The organism is Micromonospora sp. CNZ322, from assembly GCF_007827755.1.
In genome coordinates this window covers 268,502-286,779 of the sequence record NZ_VITD01000001.1, presented here as the reverse complement: position 1 = coordinate 286,779, position 18,278 = coordinate 268,502, and the positions used below count along the sequence as shown (strand labels likewise).

Annotated in this window: 20 protein-coding genes; 8 read left to right on the top strand and 12 right to left on the bottom strand. The window is 68.8% G+C overall.

The window, feature by feature from the left end; translation table 11 throughout:
* Window positions 1-33: 33 nt before the first annotated feature.
* Genes FB453_RS01360 through FB453_RS01350 form a run of 3 tightly spaced genes read right to left on the bottom strand, consistent with a single transcriptional unit; the run spans window position 34 to window position 3,532 of the window.
* Window positions 34-2,115: a CotH kinase family protein gene (locus tag FB453_RS01360; RefSeq protein WP_145787811.1), complete on the bottom strand. Its 2,082-nt coding sequence runs from the start codon at window positions 2,113-2,115 to the stop codon at window positions 34-36.
* The gene (locus FB453_RS01355; protein WP_145786910.1) at window positions 2,112-2,933 is read right to left on the bottom strand and encodes a polyphosphate polymerase domain-containing protein; all 822 of its coding nucleotides are present in this window, start codon (window positions 2,931-2,933) and stop codon (window positions 2,112-2,114) included. The genes FB453_RS01360 and FB453_RS01355 overlap by 4 nt, the downstream gene beginning before the upstream one ends.
* Window positions 2,930-3,532, bottom strand: a complete 603-nt coding sequence (locus FB453_RS01350; protein ID WP_145786909.1) for a DUF4956 domain-containing protein — start codon at window positions 3,530-3,532, stop codon at window positions 2,930-2,932. The genes FB453_RS01355 and FB453_RS01350 overlap by 4 nt, the downstream gene beginning before the upstream one ends.
* A 662-nt stretch (window positions 3,533-4,194) precedes the next feature.
* Here FB453_RS01350 and FB453_RS01345 point away from each other — a divergent pair.
* Complete coding sequence (locus FB453_RS01345; RefSeq protein ID WP_486480119.1) at window positions 4,195-6,870, top strand: ricin-type beta-trefoil lectin domain protein; 2,676 nt, start codon at window positions 4,195-4,197, stop codon at window positions 6,868-6,870.
* 147 nt (window positions 6,871-7,017) lie between these two features.
* On the opposite strand, the gene FB453_RS01340 is transcribed toward FB453_RS01345, so the two are convergent.
* Both FB453_RS01340 and FB453_RS01335 read right to left on the bottom strand, forming a co-directional pair.
* A complete protein-coding gene (locus FB453_RS01340; RefSeq protein WP_145786905.1) occupies window positions 7,018-7,239 on the bottom strand; it encodes a hypothetical protein in 222 nt (73 codons plus the stop codon).
* Window positions 7,240-7,375: 136 nt separating this feature from the next.
* Complete coding sequence (locus tag FB453_RS01335) at window positions 7,376-7,690, bottom strand: amphi-Trp domain-containing protein (protein WP_145786903.1); 315 nt, start codon at window positions 7,688-7,690, stop codon at window positions 7,376-7,378.
* 144 nt (window positions 7,691-7,834) lie between these two features.
* Between FB453_RS01335 and FB453_RS01330 the strand changes: the two genes are divergently transcribed.
* The 3 genes from FB453_RS01330 to FB453_RS01320 all read left to right on the top strand — a co-directional run bounded on the left by FB453_RS01330 (window position 7,835) and on the right by FB453_RS01320 (window position 9,413).
* Window positions 7,835-8,131 (top strand): DUF6582 domain-containing protein, encoded by a 297-nt coding sequence (locus tag FB453_RS01330; RefSeq protein ID WP_145786901.1) that lies wholly within the window; start codon window positions 7,835-7,837, stop codon window positions 8,129-8,131.
* A gap of 65 nt (window positions 8,132-8,196) precedes the next feature.
* A complete protein-coding gene (locus FB453_RS01325; RefSeq protein ID WP_145786899.1) occupies window positions 8,197-9,150 on the top strand; it encodes an FUSC family protein in 954 nt (317 codons plus the stop codon).
* Window positions 9,138-9,413, top strand: coding sequence for a hypothetical protein (locus FB453_RS01320; RefSeq protein ID WP_145786898.1), 276 nt, complete (start codon window positions 9,138-9,140; stop codon window positions 9,411-9,413). The genes FB453_RS01325 and FB453_RS01320 overlap by 13 nt, the downstream gene beginning before the upstream one ends.
* Before the next feature lie 14 nt (window positions 9,414-9,427).
* Here FB453_RS01320 and FB453_RS01315 read toward each other — a convergent pair whose 3' ends face one another.
* Window positions 9,428-9,853: a VOC family protein gene (locus FB453_RS01315; protein WP_145786896.1), complete on the bottom strand. Its 426-nt coding sequence runs from the start codon at window positions 9,851-9,853 to the stop codon at window positions 9,428-9,430.
* Between the two features lie 166 nt (window positions 9,854-10,019).
* On the opposite strand from FB453_RS01315, the gene FB453_RS01310 reads away from it, so the two are divergent.
* A complete protein-coding gene (locus FB453_RS01310; protein WP_145787809.1) occupies window positions 10,020-11,849 on the top strand; it encodes a glycoside hydrolase family 15 protein in 1,830 nt (609 codons plus the stop codon).
* Between the two features lie 9 nt (window positions 11,850-11,858).
* On the opposite strand, the gene FB453_RS01305 is transcribed toward FB453_RS01310, so the two are convergent.
* Window positions 11,859-12,674, bottom strand: a complete 816-nt coding sequence (locus FB453_RS01305; protein WP_222431308.1) for a DUF72 domain-containing protein — start codon at window positions 12,672-12,674, stop codon at window positions 11,859-11,861.
* A gap of 124 nt (window positions 12,675-12,798) precedes the next feature.
* Here FB453_RS01305 and FB453_RS01300 point away from each other — a divergent pair, with 124 nt between their 5' ends.
* On the top strand, window positions 12,799-13,809 hold the full coding sequence (locus FB453_RS01300; protein ID WP_145786892.1) for a glycosyltransferase: 1,011 nt from the start codon (window positions 12,799-12,801) through the stop codon (window positions 13,807-13,809).
* 61 nt (window positions 13,810-13,870) lie between these two features.
* Window positions 13,871-14,599 (top strand): Clp protease N-terminal domain-containing protein, encoded by a 729-nt coding sequence (locus tag FB453_RS01295; protein ID WP_145786890.1) that lies wholly within the window; start codon window positions 13,871-13,873, stop codon window positions 14,597-14,599.
* Between the two features lie 10 nt (window positions 14,600-14,609).
* On the opposite strand, the gene FB453_RS01290 is transcribed toward FB453_RS01295, so the two are convergent.
* Window positions 14,610-15,128, bottom strand: a complete 519-nt coding sequence (locus tag FB453_RS01290; RefSeq protein ID WP_145786888.1) for a hypothetical protein — start codon at window positions 15,126-15,128, stop codon at window positions 14,610-14,612.
* Window positions 15,129-15,273: 145 nt separating this feature from the next.
* Window positions 15,274-15,468 carry a DNA repair protein gene (locus FB453_RS01285; protein WP_112582132.1) on the bottom strand — a complete coding sequence of 65 codons (195 nt, stop codon included), beginning with the start codon at window positions 15,466-15,468 and terminating at the stop codon, window positions 15,274-15,276.
* 169 nt (window positions 15,469-15,637) lie between these two features.
* Here FB453_RS01285 and FB453_RS01280 point away from each other — a divergent pair, with 169 nt between their 5' ends.
* The gene (locus tag FB453_RS01280) at window positions 15,638-16,300 is read left to right on the top strand and encodes a GNAT family N-acetyltransferase (RefSeq protein ID WP_145786886.1); all 663 of its coding nucleotides are present in this window, start codon (window positions 15,638-15,640) and stop codon (window positions 16,298-16,300) included.
* 221 nt (window positions 16,301-16,521) lie between these two features.
* On the opposite strand, the gene FB453_RS01275 is transcribed toward FB453_RS01280, so the two are convergent.
* Genes FB453_RS01275 through FB453_RS01265 form a run of 3 tightly spaced genes read right to left on the bottom strand, consistent with a single transcriptional unit; the run spans window position 16,522 to window position 18,228 of the window.
* Complete coding sequence (locus FB453_RS01275; protein WP_112582130.1) at window positions 16,522-17,220, bottom strand: TetR/AcrR family transcriptional regulator; 699 nt, start codon at window positions 17,218-17,220, stop codon at window positions 16,522-16,524.
* Window positions 17,183-17,677: a DCC1-like thiol-disulfide oxidoreductase family protein gene (locus FB453_RS01270; RefSeq protein ID WP_145786884.1), complete on the bottom strand. Its 495-nt coding sequence runs from the start codon at window positions 17,675-17,677 to the stop codon at window positions 17,183-17,185. Before FB453_RS01270 ends, FB453_RS01275 begins: the two co-directional genes overlap by 38 nt.
* Window positions 17,674-18,228 carry a hypothetical protein gene (locus FB453_RS01265; protein ID WP_258401693.1) on the bottom strand — a complete coding sequence of 185 codons (555 nt, stop codon included), beginning with the start codon at window positions 18,226-18,228 and terminating at the stop codon, window positions 17,674-17,676. Before FB453_RS01265 ends, FB453_RS01270 begins: the two co-directional genes overlap by 4 nt.
* Window positions 18,229-18,278 lie beyond the last annotated feature (50 nt).

Below are 18,278 nucleotides of genomic sequence, written 5' to 3'. Positions count from 1 at the left end.
CGATCGTCGACCCGGCCCGGGCCCATCGGCTGGTCAGCTCGCCGTGCAGGTCAGCGCCGGTGTACTGGGCGTGCCGCTCGACGAGCCGAGGAACCCGAACGCTGTGCTCGCGCCGGCGCCCAGTGCCCCGTTGTAGGCGACGTTGCGGGCGGTGACCGCCGACCCCTGGCTCGTGACTGTCGCGTTCCAGGCCTGGCTGATGCTCTGGCCACCGGCGAAGGTCCACGTCACGGTCCAGTTGCTGATCGCCGAGGTTCCCGCGGTGACCCGTACCTCGCCCTGGAAGCCGCCGGTCCACTGGCTGGTCACCGCGTACGTCGCGGTGCAGCCGGCCGCCGGCGGTGGCGTGGTGGGCGGTGGGGTGGTGGGCGGTGGCGTGGTGGGCGGTGGCGTGGTGACGGAACCACCCCAGCCGGCGGTGGAGTCCAGCCAGGCGGCGCGTCGCAGCATCCAGTCCCGCATGACCTGGACCTGCCCCTGCCAGGTGGGCGAGGTCGGGGTGCGGAAGAAGCTGACCGTCGGTGCCGTCAGGATGGGCCAGCGTTGGAAGTTGCGCTGGGCCGCGTTGGTCAGCGGGGCCGCGAGAGCATTGATCCGGGTCTGGAGCGCGGCGTCGGAGAGCAGGCCCCGTCGCAGCGTCTGCCAGCGCGATCGTGCCTGGTTGACGAACGCGGGGTCGCGCAGCAACTGGGCGAACCAGTCGTTGGCCGACGGCTGCCGGGTCTGCTGGTGCTGCCAGCCCGACACCTGGTCGTTGGCGAAGAATCCACCGACGCCGAAGCTGAGGTCGAAGTCCCACAGCGGACCCGCGAAGATCTTGGTGTCCCGGTCCTTGTAGAAGTGCGAGCTGCGGACGTAGGCGTCCATCTCCCGGCTCAGCTCGTTGACGATCATCAGGCTGATGAAGGAGTCGACGTCGATGTACTTGCGATACCCGGTGGTCGGGTCGGCGAAGGTCGACGAGTGCAGCACGTCGTTGAACTCCTGGAGGTGACCGCGCAGCCAGTCCCGTTGCTGCGGTTGCAGGGGCGACGGGTCGGCGACCTCAAGGTAGTTCCAGCAGGTGGCCGCCGGCCCGGTGCACGGCAACATCGGCTCCTCGGCCGCCATCCACTCGAACTTCCAGATGTACCCGCCCTGGATCTTCGGCAGAGTCACGTCGTCGGAGTCCAACTGCTTGAGGTCGAGGCGGTCCTTGGAGTTCTTGATCGTCTCCATGAACATGTAGACGCCCATGTAGTCGTTGGCACCCACCGGTGCGGCGTCCGTGTTGAGGTAGAACTCGGCGAACGCGTAGCGCGGGGCGGGCAGCCCCATCTCGCGCCCCAGGTCGTAGACGAGCGCCTCGCGGATCAGCGCCTTGTCGGGGAACGGGCCGCGCAACACCCAGTCGGAGTCGGCGGGCATGCCCAGCACCGGGTGGTCGGCGTCGTCGTTCTCGTTGTCCCAGAACTCGACGCGGAACGGCGTCTTCTCGAACGTCGCCGACGAGTTGCCCCGCAGCCGGAATCCGGCTCGGGTGCTGAGCGTCGGCGCGGCCGCCAACGATGTGGTGCCCCCACCCGTCGGTTCGAAGATCATGGTGGTGGCGTCGAAGTACTCACGGTCGGGCCGGCCGGCACCGTACGAGTCGATCAGTACCACCGGCAGGTCGTGGGCGGTGGTGACGTTCTGGGCGGCGTACATGGCGGTGCCGGGCGCACCCGTCGGTGTCTGGCCGACGAACGCCTGTGCCCGCAACTGGGTGGTGCGGGTGAAGCGCAGCGCCGAGCCCGAATAGAGCGACGACTGGGCGGTGGGCGGCTGCCCGTTTGTGGTGTAGCGGATCTGGGCGCCGCTGACCGTACTGCTCAGCGTCACCGCCACCTCCCCCTGGAAGGTGCCGCTGGGCACCGAGAAGGTGATGTCGCCGGCCAGGTCGTCTGCCGCGGTATCGGCGGCCGGGGTGCCGGCGGGGAGTTCGGTCACCGGTTGGGCGACCTGGGCCGCGGCGACGGGTTCGGCGCCGGCCGGTGGCGAAGACACCACGAGGAGGCCTGCGACGAACACGGCGGTGGCGGCGATCCCGGCGGCACGAAGGGCCGCCACCGGAAGACCGGTGTTGCGGGTGGTCATGCGCACGATGCCTCCTGTTCTGATCGGGTGGGAACGGACAACTCCAGGAGCGTCGAGGACGGGTCGGCGCGGAAATGGCGGCGTAGCGTCCGACGCCACGGCACATCGGGAAGGTCCAGGCGGAGAGCCGCGAGACCGGTGGCGTACTTCGAGATACGTACGGGCCGGATCCCGCGCTGCCACAGCGCGCGGTCGACCAGCGAAGGGGCCGAGCTGGTCTTGGTCTCGACCACGGCGATGCCGGGCAGTCGCAGGGTTTGGTCACCGTCCTGCCAGGTGAGCCCGGTGTCGATGGTGACCCGGCTCGCGGTCGCGGGCAGCAGCAGGGTGGAGCGACGGTAGCTGGTGACCAGCACCGGCTCGAGCGGGCTGCCGCTGAGATTGGACAGGATCAACTCCCGGTCAAGCACCTCGTTGACGAACCCGCGCCCGGACCGGACGGTGCGGCGGTCCTCGGCGAGATACGGCAGTCGGTGTTTGGTGACCCGTCCGCGCGCTCCGCTGATCTTCACCTCCAGCCAGCACTGGGTGGAGTCGAGGTAGGTCCGGGTCCGTACCTTGAAGCGCCTGCGCCGCCGGTACGCGGCGCAGTGGTAGCTGGCCAGGCAGGGCGTGTCGAAGTACACGGACTCGTACCGGAAGCTGCGTTCACCATCGATGTCGAGCACGCGGGCGTACGAGGTGAGCTGGTCCAGCAGATGCGGCAACTCGTCCACCGCGATGACGTACTTGCGGTCCACCCTGCACTGCAGCGCCGCCCGGTCGATCACCTCGGCGAGTGCGATCGGCGCCAGCGTCGCCAGCGGTGGCGCGTTCATCGGAGCGCTCCGGCCCGTACCGACTTGCTGGTGCCGGTCGCCGCGCTGCGCCGGGCGACGGAGTATCGGACGTCGACCACTGTGGTCTCGTTGACCATGTCGAGCCGCTGGACGATGGCGTTGTGCACCCGGGCGTTGAGCAGTTGCTCCAGCTGGGCGACGAGAGCGACGTGATCGGTGACGGCGGAGTCGAGCACCATGATCTGGTGCCGGTAGTGCCGGAGCAGCCGTCGATGGTCGCCGACGAACATCACCGCGACGATGAGTGCCATCAGGCCTCCGCTGAGCCACACCGAGGTGGTGCTGAGTGCGCCGAGAATGCCCAGTGCGAGAGCGGAGAAGTAGTACGCGACCTCGTGCTGGTCGAGCTCTGTCGACCGGAGTCGGATGATGGAGAGCACTCCGAACAGCGCCAGCCCCAGCCCGAGCCCGGCCCCGACGTCGCTGGCGCTCAGAGCGCTCGCCACCGCCAGGACGCCGACGTTGACCCCCAGATAGGCGACGACCAGGTCGCGCCGGCGGTGCCGGGGGAAGTAGAGCCCGAAGACGAGCAGCGCCACCGCGCAGATGTCGATTGCGAACAGGACGAGCTGCGACATCGCTGGGGTTCCTCCTGGTTCACGCCGGAGCGGACCGACGCCAGGCCGCCGTCGCCGCGTGGCGACCTGCGGAAGGTGGCCGGACCTCCGGGCTACTTTTCGGTAAAGTTTCGGTATTTCGTGGGTGACTGTAAGCAAAACATCAATGCAAGTCAATGTGTGATCCGCGCGCACACGCAGGTCCCCGGGCCGGCTGGCGGGGGTGCGGTGCGCCTGACGTGGGCAGGCCCGGGGCGCCGCCTCGGCCCGGGAGGTCGCCGAAACTTTCGGAGTCTTTCGGACGTCGCGGCGTCTCGATTGATCGGGTCCCGGGGGCGGGATGATCGTCCATCCCGCCAGGGGGTGGCTGCTGAGCCTCGTCGCTGCGCATTCGTCGGACGACGTAAGTAGGGGTGTGCGACCGGCGTGGTGGATCTGCCCGATCCGAGGGCATTTCGGCATAGACGCCCTCCAATTGCCGGTTGCATTGGTCAGACGTGTGACCTACGCTCCCAGTAAGAATTTCGGGGCGGTTAACAAAGAGTGCGGTCGGGGCGACGGAAGTCCCCGCCGGCCCTTAGTGGCGTCGCTGTTCCGTACTCGTCGCTCGATACGCACTTTGGGCACCACATCGACGACCAGTGAGAGGAACAGACGTGAAGTCAGCCATATCCACCGCTCGAATGTCAGTGTTGGCGGTGGCGGCGCTTGTCGCCGCCACACTGCCGGCAGTGCTGACAAACCAACTACCGGCCTCGGCCGCGGTCCAGGCGACCTACTATGTCGCCCCGGACGGTAACGACGCCAATCCGGGCACCCTGCAGTCGCCATTCCGGACTCTGCAACGTGCCCGGGACATCGTTCGTACGGTGAACACGAACATGACCGGCGACGTGAACGTCTACCTCCGTGGTGGCACCTATCCGGTGAGCAGCACTGTCGAATTCGGGCCGAGCGACTCCGGCACCAACGGCTTCCGGGTCAGCTACGCGGCCTACGCCAATGAGAAGCCAGTCCTTGACGGCGGCGTCCAGGTGACCGGGTGGAGCCAGCACAGCGGCAACATCTGGAAGGCGCCGCTCGACCGCGCCAACAAGCTGCGGGCGCTCTATGTCAATGACAAGCGTGCGTACATGGCGTCGAAGACGATCAGCTCGGCGGGCTGTTACGGGACGTACAACATCACGGCCAACCAGGCCTCGTGGGCCTGGGAGTCGGGCTCGCAGTGCGACGGCGCAAAATACAGCCTGAACGATTTCCCGGCCGTCGCCAACAATCAGGACGACATCGAGATCGAGACCGGAACGACCTGGACCACGGCCATCGTGGGCGTCCGACAGGTGACCACGAGTTCCGACGGCGTCAACCGGGTGGCCCTCTTCCAGCAACCGGGTGCGGCCATCGCGCAGGGCGCGTTCAACGGCAACGCCCAGGTTGGTGGAACCCACAAGGTGATGAACGCCTACGAGTTCCTGGACGCTCCCGGCGAGTTCTACTTCGACAAGACCAGCCGGACGCTCTACTACTACAAGGCCAGTGCCGAGAACATGTCGACCGCGACGGTCTACGCGCCGAACAACGTGACCACCGTGTTGCGGGTGGCCGGCACCTCGACGAGCAGCCACGCGCGCAACATCACCTTCTCCGGCCTCACGGTGCAGCACTCCGACTGGAACCTGGTCAACGTCGCCGGATCGTTTTTCAAGCAGGCGCAGCAGGGCAATCTCAGCGCGAACGTGTACGCCAAGGGCAACTTCCACGTCTACCACTACCGCAACGTCGATGTCGTTCCCGGCATCGTCCAGGTGCAGAACGCCGACGGGATCCTCCTGCAGCGCAACCGGATCCAACACACCGGTGCCGACGGGATCAGCATGGTCAACGACGTGCAGGGCACACAGTTGATCGGCAACCACACCAACGACATCGCGGGGTCCGCGATCCTCGTGGGCCATCCGCAGCACGTCTACATCGGGGACGGCACGTCGACCAACCGGGAGAAGTACTCGGCGTCGGTCGAGGGGCTGCCGAAGAACATCGACATCAAGAACAACTACCTCTACGACAGCGCGGTCCTGTTCAACGGGCACAGCCCCATCTCCGCGTACTTCGCCGACACACTCACCATCCAGCGCAACCGGATCGAGAAGACCCCGTGGTCGGGCATCACGCTCGGCTGGGGCTGGTGGAACTTCGACGGATCGTCGGGCTCTATCGTGCCGAACCGACCGACCACCACGGCGAGAAACAACACCATCAGCTACAACCACATCATCGACACGGTGCAACGCCTCAGCGACACGGCTCCCATTTACACGCTTGGGAGCCAGCCCGGCACCACCATTACGAACAACTATCTCCAGGGCGTTCCGTCGGGCCACAAGTACGGACTGCACCCGGATGAGGGCTCGGCGTTCATCACCTTCCGCGACAACGTCCTGAGTATCGACAAGAACGTCACCTGGATGATCAACTCGGACGATTTCGGGCGGAAGCACGATCTGAGCATCACGCAGATCTACGGCCCGATCAACAAGGTCTCGAACAAGAATCTGCCGAACAGCACGGTCGGCGACATCCTCGTCTCCTCCGACTATGTCTGGCCGGCGGCGGCGTACGGCATTGCCGCGAATTCCGGTCTTGAGGACGCGTACCGGGACATCATTCCGGCGAGCAATTTCTCCGCGCCGAACTACGTGCTGCCGGCCAGCACTTTCGTCAACAGTGCCACCGCGTCGATCCCGATCCGGAGCATCGGCGACGCCACCAGATCGGTCTGGTTGGCTCCGTACGGCACGACCACCTTCACCGCCGGGGCGACGATGACCAGGGCCACCGGCACCGCCACGTCCATCGCCGTGCCGGCCACTCAGGGCGAGTACCGGCTCTACGTCGTCGACGCACAGGGCAACCGGTCGGCCGAGTCGACAGCGATCGTCCGGCAGCAGCAGGGCGGTGGCAGCGGTACGGGGAGCGGACAACTCGTGGGTGGCCAGTCCGGCCGCTGTGTCGAGGTGCCCAACTCCTCGACCACCAACGGCACTCAGACTCAGCTCTGGGACTGCTCCACCGGCACCAACCAGCGGTGGACCCACACCGCCAGCAAGCAGCTGACCGTGTACGGCAACAAGTGTCTGGACGCCTCCGGGGCGGGCACGGCCAACGGCACCGCGGTCATCATCTGGGACTGCCACGGCGGGCTAAACCAGCAGTGGAACGTCAACACCAACGGCACCGTGACGAACGCCCAGTCGGGGCTCTGTCTCGACGCCAACGGCGCCGCCACCGCCAACGGCACGAAGCTCATCCTCTGGTCCTGTAACGGCGGCACGAACCAGCGGTGGACGCTGCGTAGCTGACCGACCAGAAAACCCCGGGGCCAGGCCGACACGGGCCTGGCCCCGGCTACCTCTGGTACGCGGGCCGCCGGCGTGGGTGTGGGCATCGACCGTCGGACTCCACGGTCGATGCCGACACGTGCTGCCGGGTCGATTCGACCGGCGTCGTTACTTGGCGGCGTTCAGGGCCACCAGTGCCTGGGCGGTACGGAAGTACGGGCTACGACCGAGGTCGCCGACAGTGGTGATGTTGAACGCCTCCTTGAGCAGCTTGGCATCGCCAGCGCTGACGCCGGTGAGCGCATCCACCGGTGAGTCGACCAGCTCGGCGAGAGTCTTGTCCTGGTAGGCCTTGATGACCAGCTTGCTGAAATCGGCGGCAACAGTCATTCGTTCTCCTTCGATCTGTGGGGTGGGCAACTCGCAACTCGCCCAAAACTGAAACTTCAGCGGAACCAGATCATGGTGCACTGACGGGAATTCACCGTGGACAGCGACGAGGGGCTGCCGGGCACTCGTCAGGCGGTCACGCCTCCGGCGTGGCCTCGGCCGTCTCGGTCGGCTCGGCGGCCTCGTCGTCCTTCGAGGGTTCCTCCTCGTCCGCCGCCTTGACGCGCGCGGGCTCGGTCCAGGAGAACTCGATCTCGACGGACACCTCCGTCTCGTTCTCCCGCTCGATCTCCAGCTCGCACCGCACCGTGTCCGCGACCGTCACCGCACCCGCCGCGCCGTAGAAGAGCCGCCCGTCAGACTCCAGCTGGTTCGCCAGTTGGCGCAGCCAGGCGGCCAGGTCCGAGCGCGACACCGTACGGGCGTCCTCGTAGATATCCATGTCGGCCATGCTCGCACTCCACAAAGGACAGCGTGCGCAGGGCTTCGGCTTCGGACGTCCCGGCCGGCATGATATGGATCTTGCCGGGGGCGATCGTCCGGGAAATGTCGGCTTCGGAGGTGCCGTCGGACAACGTGCGGGTAATGCTGGGCGATGAAGTCGACCTGGAAGCCCCACGAGAAGCACGGCGGCCTGTCGGACAAGGACAAGCGCGAGCTGCCGGAGAGCGTCTTCGCGTTCCCTGAGAAACGCAAGGAACCGATGACCGATGCCAGCCACGTCCGCAACGCCGTCGCCCGGTTCGACCAGGTGCAGGGCGTCACCGACAAGGACCGCGACCTGGCCTTCCAGAACATCCTCGCCGCCGCCAAGCACTACGGTGTCGACGTCGCCGAGACGAACTGGCGCCAACTCGGCAAACTCCCGCACACGCCGAACCCCGCCCACTGACGGGACACCGGCACGATTCGGCTGGCTCACCGGATAGGTCCGTATTCGCTGGGTAAGCGGCGCGGATGCCCGCCAAGCAGGAGCCGGCAGCTGACAACGACCCGCCCCCGCACGGGGTGTCCCGGGTCGACCGCACCTGGGCCGGCCTGCCCGAGCGGGTGCGGCACGGGTTGCGCACCCGCGCGTGGCGGTTCCGCCTCTACGGGCTGCTCGCCGTGCAGGCCGGCGTCGCGGCGTCGATCGCCTGGTTCGTGGGGTACCAGTTCCTGGACAATCCCGCCCCGGTCCTCGCGCCCACCACCGCGGTCGGCATCGTGGCCGCCTCGATGGGCACACGCCTGCGCCGCACCATCGAGCTGCTGGTCGGGGTCGTTCTCGGGCTCGCAGTCGGTGACGCGGTCATGCCGCTGTTCGGCATCGGGCCCTGGCAGACCGGCCTGGTCGTCGTACTGGCGATCATCGTCGCCATCCTGCTCAAGGGCGGTGGCTCCCTGCTCACCCAGGCCGGTGGCACCGCGGTGCTCATCGCCACCCTGGAACCGCCAGTGCGTGACCTGTCCGTTCCTCGCTTCGTCGATGCCGCGGTCGGCGGACTGGTCGGCTTGGCGGTCGGTCTGCTGGTGGTGCCCATCCACCCGCAGCGGACGGTGCAGCGGCTGGCCGAACCGGTTCTCGACCCGGCTATCGCCGCCCTGCACAGCCTGGGCGGGGCGTTGCGTCGTCGGGACCTTGACGCCACCGAGCAGAGTCTGACCGGCCTGCGGATTCTCGGGTCGCGGATGAACGCGCTGGACGAGGGGCTCGGGGCTGCCAGGAGGTGGTGCGACTGGCGCCGCTACGGTGGCACCAACGCAGGTTCCTGGCCCGCTACACCCAGGCCGTCAAACATCTCGAGCGGAGCCTCTACGGCTGTCGGGCCGTTGCGCGGAGACTCACCAAGGCTCTCCGGGAGGATGAGCCGATACCGGAGGAGTTCGCGGCAGCCATCGAACTGCTGGCCACCAGCATGCATACGCTGAGACGCACCACCACCCCCGAGCGGGCGGACCCGCAGGAGGCGCGCCAGCAGATCCTGACCGCTCTCAAGCTGGTCGGAGAGGCGCAGGGGCCCGCCGCCCCGGATCCCACCCGTCCGCACGCCCACCGGTTGGGCTACTCGGGGATGACCGCCGCGGGCGAATTCCGCATGGCCGCCCAGGACCTGCTCATCGCCAGTGGGTTGGACACCGACGAGGCGGTGGCGCTGGTGCGGCGGACGGCGGACCGGGACGAGTCGGACTGAGCCGCCCCGGAACCTCAGGTCGCCTTCAGCGACGCAAGGACGTCGAGGTAGTGCGGGTTCTTCATGACCCCCAGCACGTTGCCGAACGGGTCGACCACCGCTGCGGTGATGAACCCCTCGTCTCCGTGCGGAGTGATCGGCTGGTACTCCGTGGCACCCAACGCCAGCAGCCGCTCGACGGTGGCGTCGAGGTCGTCGACGCACCAGTGCATGATCGCGCCGCCGGGCCCGGCCGCCGCACCGGCCGGTGCGTACCTGCGATCGATGATGCCCAGCTCGGCCTGATAGTCCCCGATGCGGAACTCGGTGTAGGCCGGGCGTCCGTCGGGGCCGGGGCGCATGAAGTACGCCTCGACGCCAAGAAAGTCCGCGTACCACGCGGTGGCTGCCGCCACGTCGTCCGCCCAGATGTTCAGGGTGGCGAATCCTCGCAGGCTCATCAGGTGTCCTCTCGTCGATGTCGTCGGTGTTGACGCTATCGACGATTGCGGAAGATTTGCTTCCGCAATGACCGGCGGGTCACGACCGGGTCGAGTCGCGGGCCGCATTTTTCGCCGGTACCCGGGTAGTCGCCGCCATTGGCCAGTACGGATGGCGGGGGACAGCGTGGACAGCTACCCGGCAGTCGAGGACCACGGTCTGATCGGTGATCTCCAGACCGCGGCGCTGATCAGCACGGACGGTACGGTCGACTGGTTCTGCGCGCCCCGCTTCGACTCGCCGAGCATCTTCGGCGCGCTGCTGGACCGCCGCAACGGCGGCCACTTCCAGCTCTCGCCCGACGGCGTCGACTACACGAGCAAACAGCTCTACCTGCCCGGTACGCCGATCCTGATCACGCGCTTCCACAGCGCCGACGGTGTCGGTGAGCTGTTGGACTTCATGCCGGTCACCGGTGCGGAGGCCACCGACCGGCACCGGTTGATCCGGCTGGTCCGGATGGTCCGGGGGAGCATGCAGTTCCGCTTCCACTGCCACCCCCGGTTCAACTACGGGCGCGATGCGTACGAGCTGGAGGTGCACCCCGAGGGCGACGTCTTCCGGAGCCCGACGATGACCCTCACCCTGGCCGCCTTCAAGAACTCGCTCCGCGAGTTCGACACGAGGGACATCAAACGGGACACCGACGGTGTGGCCGCGTCGTTCACCCTGCACGCCGGCGACATCGGCGGGGTGGTCCTGGAGACCGCCTGTCCGCACGCGCCCCGCGCACTCACCACCGACGAGGCGTGCGATCTGCTCGCCGAGACCCGCGACTACTGGCGGCGGTGGGTGGGCGGTTCCCGGTACAAGGGCCGCTGGCGCGAGGTGGTCGAGCGGTCGGCGATGACCCTCAAGCTGATGACGTACGCACCGACCGGCGCCCTGGTCGCCGCGCCCACCGCGGGGCTGCCCGAGCAGATCGGCGGGCAGCGGAACTGGGACTACCGCTACACCTGGATCCGGGACGCGTCCTTCTCCGTGCACGCGCTGCTGCGCCTGGGCTTCACCGAAGAGGCCGAGAAGTATCTGCTCTGGCTCGACGCGCGCATCCGTGAGGCACGGGACGACAACCTTCCTCTGCAGATCATGTACCGCATCGACGGCTCACCGGACCTCCCCGAGGAGGTGCTGGGTCACCTGGAGGGGTACCGCGGCTCCGCCCCGGTGCGGATCGGCAACGGCGCTGCGGGCCAACTCCAGCTCGATATCTACGGCGAGGCGCTCGTCTCGTTGGAGCTCGCCGACCGCAACGGGCTGATCGCGCCGTACGAGGGGTGGCGCAAGACGGCCGGCTTGATGGACTGGCTCTGTGCGCACTGGGACCAGCCCGAGGACGGCATCTGGGAGACCCGTTCCGGCCGGCAGGACTTCACCTACGGTCGGGTGTTGTCCTGGGTCGCGCTGGACCGGGCGATCCGCATCGCGCGACGCCGGGGCCGCCCCGGCGACATCGCCCGCTGGTCCGCCGAACGTGACGCCATCTACGAGCAGGTGATGACTCGTGGGTTCAACCAGGAGCGTCGCGCCTTCGTGCAGCACTACGGGTCCGACATCCTGGACGCGTCGCTGCTGGCGATGCCGGGGCTGAACTTCATCTCGCCGACCGACCCGATGTGGGAGTCGACGCTGCGCGCGATGGACACCGGCCTGGTCTCCGACAGCCTGGTCTACCGCTACGACCCGAAGGCATCGCCGGACGGTCTCGCCGGCACCGAGGGCACCTTCAACATGTGCACCTTCTGGTACGTGCAGGCGCTCGCCCTGGCCGGCCGGATCGACGACGCCCGGTTGACCTTCGAGAAGATGCTCACGTACAGCAACCCGCTCGGCCTCTACTCCGAGGAGATCGCGCCGACCGGTGAGCAGATCGGCAACTTCCCGCAGGCGTTCAGCCACCTCTCGCTGATCAGCACGGCGGCCCACCTCGACGACCTGCTCGACCACCAGGGTTGACCGGTCGGGTCAGAACAGCGTCAACGGCTCGACCGGGATCGGCTCGGGCAACGCGTCGAGCCCGGGTACGCGTGCTCGTACCTCGTCGTGGAACCGGCGGGCGAGCGCCGGAGCGTCGGCGTTGTCAGGGGTGTGGATGAACATCGTCGGCGAGCGTCCCTCGCGGAGCCAGGTGACTGTCACGTCGACCCAGCGCTGCCACCCCTCGACAGTGCGCGTCGAGTCGTCACGACCGAGGTAGCGGACGATCGGCCGGTCGGTCAGCGCGACGGACCGGAGCGGCACGCGGGGCTTCCTGGTCCAGGCGTCCCGCTCCGCGTCGCTGGTCGGCGGGCTCGCGAAGAAGGCGGTCGTGTCGAAGGGGATCCATTCGGCGCGGGCGGCGGCGAGGGTCGCCCCGAGCAGTCGGGCCGCGCGGGCGTCGGTGAAGAACGCGGGATGGCGGACCTCCACCGCGTACCGGTGGGACTGCGGAAGCTGTTCCAGGAAACGGCCCAGGGCCGGGATGTCGGCGGGCGCGAACGAGCCGGGCAGCTGGATCCAGAGGGCGTGGGCGCGCGGGCCGAGCGGTTCGATGGCGTCCAGAAAGACGCGCAGCGGTTCGTCGACGTTGGTGAGCCGGCGTTCGTGCGTGATGACCTTGGGAAGTTTGAGGACGAACCGGAACTCGGGACCCGTCTGGGCGGCCCACGAAGCCACTGTGTCCCGGGCCGGTGTCGCGTAGAACGTGGTGTTGCCCTCCACGGCGTCACACCAACTGGCGTAGTGCCGCAGGCGCTCGGTGGGCGGCAGCCGGTGGCCCGGCCACGACCGGTGACTCCACATCGCGCATCCCACGTGCAGACGCATGACCGCCCTTCCCGCCGGTGACCGCGCTCGACCGGAGCCCACCGTATACGGGCCGCCGGACGCGCCGGGCCCACGGTGGCGGCAGGTAGGGTCCGACGCCATGCGCGTGCTGTTCGCCAGTCTTGCGTCCGTCGGTCACACCTATCCGCTGATCCCGCTGGCGATCGCCGCCCGGGAGGCCGGGCACGAGGTCCACTTCGCCGCCGGTCCGGAGGTGCACGCGCCGCTCGCCGCGCACGGCCTGCGGCCGTTCCGGCCCGGCGACGCCTTCTACGAGGTGTACGCCGAGGACCTCGCACCGGAGCTGGTGCGGCTGCGGCCCGACCTGGTGGTGCACGAGTGGGGGCTGCCGGGGGCGGCCATGGCGGCTCACCGGACCGGGATCCCGGGCCTGTGGCACGGGTTCGGCCGGATGTTTCCCGAGGGCATCGGTCTGGAACTGCCCACCAGGAACGCTGAGGTCGTCGGCCGGCCGCACCTGGACATCTGGCCGCCCTCGCTGCAGGACAAGGACTTCCTCGCCACCGAACGTCGGATCGAGCTGCGACCGGTGGCCTTCTCCTCACCGGCCCCGCTGCCCGAACGGGTGAGCCGTCGAACGTCCCGACCGTTGATCTATCTGACCCTCGGCACCGCGTTCGGCACGCCGGAGCTGCTGCGCACCGCCATCGCCGGCCTGGCGGCGCTGAACGCCGAGGTGGTGGTCGCGGCGGGCCGGGTGCCCCGGGAACAACTGGGCGAGATCCCTGACCACGTCAGCGTGCACCAGTGGGTGTCGCAGGCGGAGCTGCTGCCGCTCGTCGACCTGGTGGTGCACCACGGAGGTAGCGGCACCACGCTCGGCGCGCTCGCGGCTGGCGTACCGCAGTTGCTGCTGCCGCAGGGCGCCGACCAGTTCGCCAACGCCGACACGCTCGCCGCCGCCGGTGTCGCCCTGCGGCTTCTTCCCGGCGAGGTGGACGCGAGCGCCATCGCCGAGCAGGCCCACCGGCTGCTGCCGCAACGCGGCAACGTCGAGCAGCGCGACGCGGCCCGCGCTGTCGCCGACGAGATCGCCGCCATGCCCTCGCCAGCGGCCGTCGCTCGACTCCTGCCGGAGTACGCCGCCTGACTGGACGCAACATCGTCAACCCAGGGTTGACGGGACGGATCCGTCAACTTATGGTTGACGCATGACAGATCCTCTCCAGATCGGTAACACCGTCAAGCTCGACGACCTGATCCAGGCGATCAAGACGGCGCACACCGACGCGCTCGACCAACTCACCGACGCGGTCATCGCCGCCGACCACCTCGGCGAGGTTGCCGATCACCTGATCGGGCACTTCGTCGACCAGGCCCGGCGCTCGGGCGCCTCCTGGACCGACATCGGCCGCAGCATGGGAGTCACCAAGCAGGCCGCCCAGAAGCGCTTCGTGCCGAAGGCGACCGACGCGGCCGCGCTCGACCCCAACGCCGGCTTCGGCCGGTTCACCCCTCGCGCCCGCAACGTGGTGATGGCTTCACAGGAGGAGGCCCGGGCCAGCGGCAACGCCGAGATCGGCCCCGAGCACCTGGTGCTGGGCCTGCTGGCCGAGCCGGAAGGGCTGGCCGCCAGGGTGATGGCTGGTCGCGGCGCCACCCCCGAGGCGGTACGGGAGGCGGTCGGTGCCGTCCTCCCACCACGGGCCGAGCAGGTTCCGGACCTCATCCCGTACGACCCGCGCGGCAAGAAGGCGCTGGAGCTGACCTTCCGGGAGGCGCTGCGCCTCGGGCACAACTACATCGGCACCGAGCACATGCTGCTCGCCCTGCTGGAGCAGGAGGACGGCGCCGGCGTGCTCACCAACCTCGGCCTGGACAAGGCGACGGTCGAGGCCGACCTGGCCGCCGCCCTCGCCGCCGCGGTCGGAAAGAAGTGAGAACCCGGGGTCAGGGCGCCTCAGGAAAGCCGTAACGCAGGGCGTGCTCCGGATCGGCCGGGTCGATCTGGCGTACGCCCGCGTCGGCGAGGCGCTTGTTGACCTCGTCGAGTTGCTCGCGCACCAGGCGGGCCTCCTCCTCGGTGACCCGGCCCCGATGGGGCTTGCCGGCGTGCTCCAGCGTGCCGTAGTCGATTTTCTCGGTGGTCTTGCGGGCCTTGGGCGGGCGAACCCGCTCGGCCGTCTTCAACAGCTGCGCCATCGGCACGTCAGTGGCCATCGCGTCGAACTCGCTGGCGGTCAACACCACCCGGCGGGGCTCGCCGCCACCGTGCCGGTCGTGGATCTCCACCACCGCCACGTCCAGCGCGGCGTCGTCGATGTTCTCCACCTCGCCCGGGGTGGCGTCCAACTGCACGGGCCCGGCGACCAGGTCCGGGTGCTCCAGCACGACGATGCGGACCACCTCGTCGTCCTGCTGCAGAACCGTGCCGGTGAAGTCGGAGACGTGGATCGTCTTCTTGCCCATGCGCGGAGCTTCTCCTGTCGTAGGCCGGGATGGCGGACCACAAGAAATTACCCGACAGGTGTGCGAAAGCCGCCGCTGGACCTCCTCCGGTGTGTCGCCCCGAACGTCAGAGCCTGCCCTTCGGCGCCACCCAACCGGTGGTGGGTCAGTGGGTGTTCAGGCGGTGCCGACTGGAGTTGCCGACGGACAGCTTGTTCAGGCCGGCCCACGACAGGGAGTCGCCGCCGATTGTCCGCGGGTTCCGGTAGCGCGGCTGGGGCGGATTGCCTCCGACGGCCTCCGCCGCCTGCCAGAGTCGCTCGGGGTCCTGCTGGTAGTGGTCGCTCGGCTGAATCGGCATGCGTTCACCGTCCCAAACAAAGGTGTCCAGGTATGGAAATACATATGACGGTCGATCCGCACGCCCGGTTCCCGCACCCCTTTCCCACTCGGCCCTGACGTATCCTGCGCCCGGCCCTGCCGTCCGGCGTACGGTGATCGACGACGGGTCGGGTGACGGGGAGGTGCGCATGCTCGACCGGCGGCTTCACCTGCACCTGGCCACCTGGCTCGGCCAGTGGCCGGCCGGGCCTGGGTTGCACGTGGTCGCCTCGCAGCGGCGGGCCGAACCGGCCTGGGATGGCCGGCTACGCCCCGCGCTCGCCGTGGACACCGGGCAGAGCGCCGTGCTCTCCGTGGCGCCGGACCGTGTGGCGGCGATTCGCGCGCTGGTTCGCCATACGCCGGCTCGCTTGCTCGCCGCGCTGCCGGAGGCCGTCGGCCGGCCCGAATTCTGCGTACACGACGGCCCCTTCCGGTGGAGCCTGGCACCCGCCCCGCTGCCCGACGTGGGGGAGTGGACCGAGCCGACCGCCACCGGGCTGCCGCCGTGGCTGCGACTCTTCGACCGACCGGTGCTGGTGGTCCGTGACCCGGGCGGCGCCTATCTGGCCGGTGCCGGGATCAAGCGGCACGACGCGTACGGGCACGAGTTGGCCGTCGGCACCGTGCCGACCGCCCAGGGGCGTGGCCTCGCCCGCCGACTGGTGGCTCAGGCGGCGCGGCGGGTGCTCGACGAGGGGGCGGTCCCCACCTACCTGCACGAGCGGGACAATCACGCCTCGGCTCGGGTCGCCGAAGCGGCGGGGTTCCCGGACCGGGGCTGGCGCGCGTACGGGGTCTATCCGCGCTGAGCGGGCATTGGGCGCGGACCGTGGATCCCGGGCCGGATCCACGGTCCGCAACCTCCCCCCAGGCCCCGGTTCCGGGTGTAGCGGCCCCGCGGACGGCGTGCCGCTACGTGTCGATCACGCTACGTATCGAACAGGCTCGGGGCAAGGTTGAAGCTGTCGGTTCGGAGTGTCGAAAAGTGGACTTGACCTGCTGCTTCGTCGGCCGAAGGAGGTCAGCCGGATCAGTGACGGAGCGTGCGAATCAGGTCGAGCACCTGTCGGGTCACCGGCCGCAGGACCCGGAGCCGGGACAGTGCCACGAGCCGGTCGATCAGTGGTACGGCCCCGTCGATGAGCTGGCGGGTCTTGGTCTGGCCCGGCGATCGGTCGTGCACCCAGTAGAGGATCACGCCCATGTACGCGAGCCAGAGCAGCTCGGGCAACTGTGGGCGCAGCTCGGCGTCGACCTTGGCCGTCGAGCCGGTCAACACCTCGCCGAAGAGGTCGATGGCCGCCTGTCGGGGGCCGGAGGACTCCGCGGAGAAGGGGCTCAGCGGGGAGGTTGGCTCGGCCGCTGTCTTGAAGAAGGTCGCCGCGAATCCGTGTGAGGGCGTCAACACGTCGATCCCCGCGTGCAGCACCCCGGCGAGCCGGGGACCGAACGCCTCCTCCCGATCGAGCACGGGCTGCGCGGCGGCCCGGTGCTCGACCTGGGACTGGGCGTAGAACTCCTGAATCAGGTGGTCCTTGGAACCGAAGTAGTAGTAGGCGTTGCCGACCGCCACGCCGGCCTCCTGCGCGATCGCCCGCATGGTGGTCTGGGCGTATCCGCGTTCGCGGAACAGCCGCATCGCGGTGTCCCGGATCAGCTGCCGGGTCTGCTCGCCTCGGGCGGTGGCTGGATCACCCGCAGTGGTCGTCTGCGCAGGCTGTTCGGTCATCGGGGTCACCGTATCCCGCCGGTTCGTCGGTCGGCTCGGCCCACGGGTCGCGGATCCGCTCGCGGATCGCCGACGCGGCGGCCACCGTCTGCCGGGCGAGGGGCAGCAGGTGCGGTCGGGCCAGCCGCTCGGCAGTGGACCGATGGTCGGTCAGCGCCCAGAGGCAGGCGAACCAGGCGCCGTCGCCCGCGTACACCTCGCCGGTGTCGGCGATCACTGTGAGGTCGCGCAGCGTCGCGTCGTGGTCCAGGCCGGGGAAGCGCCGCCGGGCCTCGGCGGACCCGGCCGGCACGAACTCCAGGGGGACGAGCTGGGCGCGGGACGACAACCAGCGGCGGGCGGCGCGGCAGAGTGGGCAGGCCGCGTCGAACAGGACGGTGAACCCCCGGATCCCACCGCCTGCGTGAGCGGTGGGATCCGGGAGCCGACCGACGCCGTCGGTCGGGGGCACGGTCATCGGGTTGGTGGGTTGTTCGTCGGGCCGACGCCCGGTTGCGGACCAGCGGGCTGGGGTCCGGCCGGGTTCGCGCCGGTCGGCTGCGGTCCGCCCGGGTACGCGCCGACCAACTGCGATCCGGGTGGGGTGGACGGCATGGGGAGTCGGCCGATCGGGGCGAGCGGGGGGTGGGTGGCGAGCTGGCGGAGTCGGTTTCGGCGGTAGCGGCCGAGCGCGAAGACGTTGAAGAAGTGCAGTGCGCCGAGCACCAGCAGCACCAAGCCGATCTTGAGAGACAGCTCCTCCATGGCCTGGCTGGTCGAATCGACCGGGTCGGAGTGCTTCATCGCCACAGTGACGTAGCCGAGGTTGAGCAGGTAGAAGCCGACCACCAGGAGGCTGTTGACCGCTTGGGCGAGTCGCTTCTCGGCGAACACCTCCTCCAGGAAGACCAGCCCGTTGCGGGACAGCGCTCGAGCCACCCAGATGGTCAGGCCGACGCTGACCGCGAGGTAGATCACGTACATCCAGACCTTGATGTCCATGTGGACGCCCTTCTTGAACGTGTTCAACTACCGACGTCATCAGACTAGGGCCGATGTTGAACATGTTCAAGAAATGG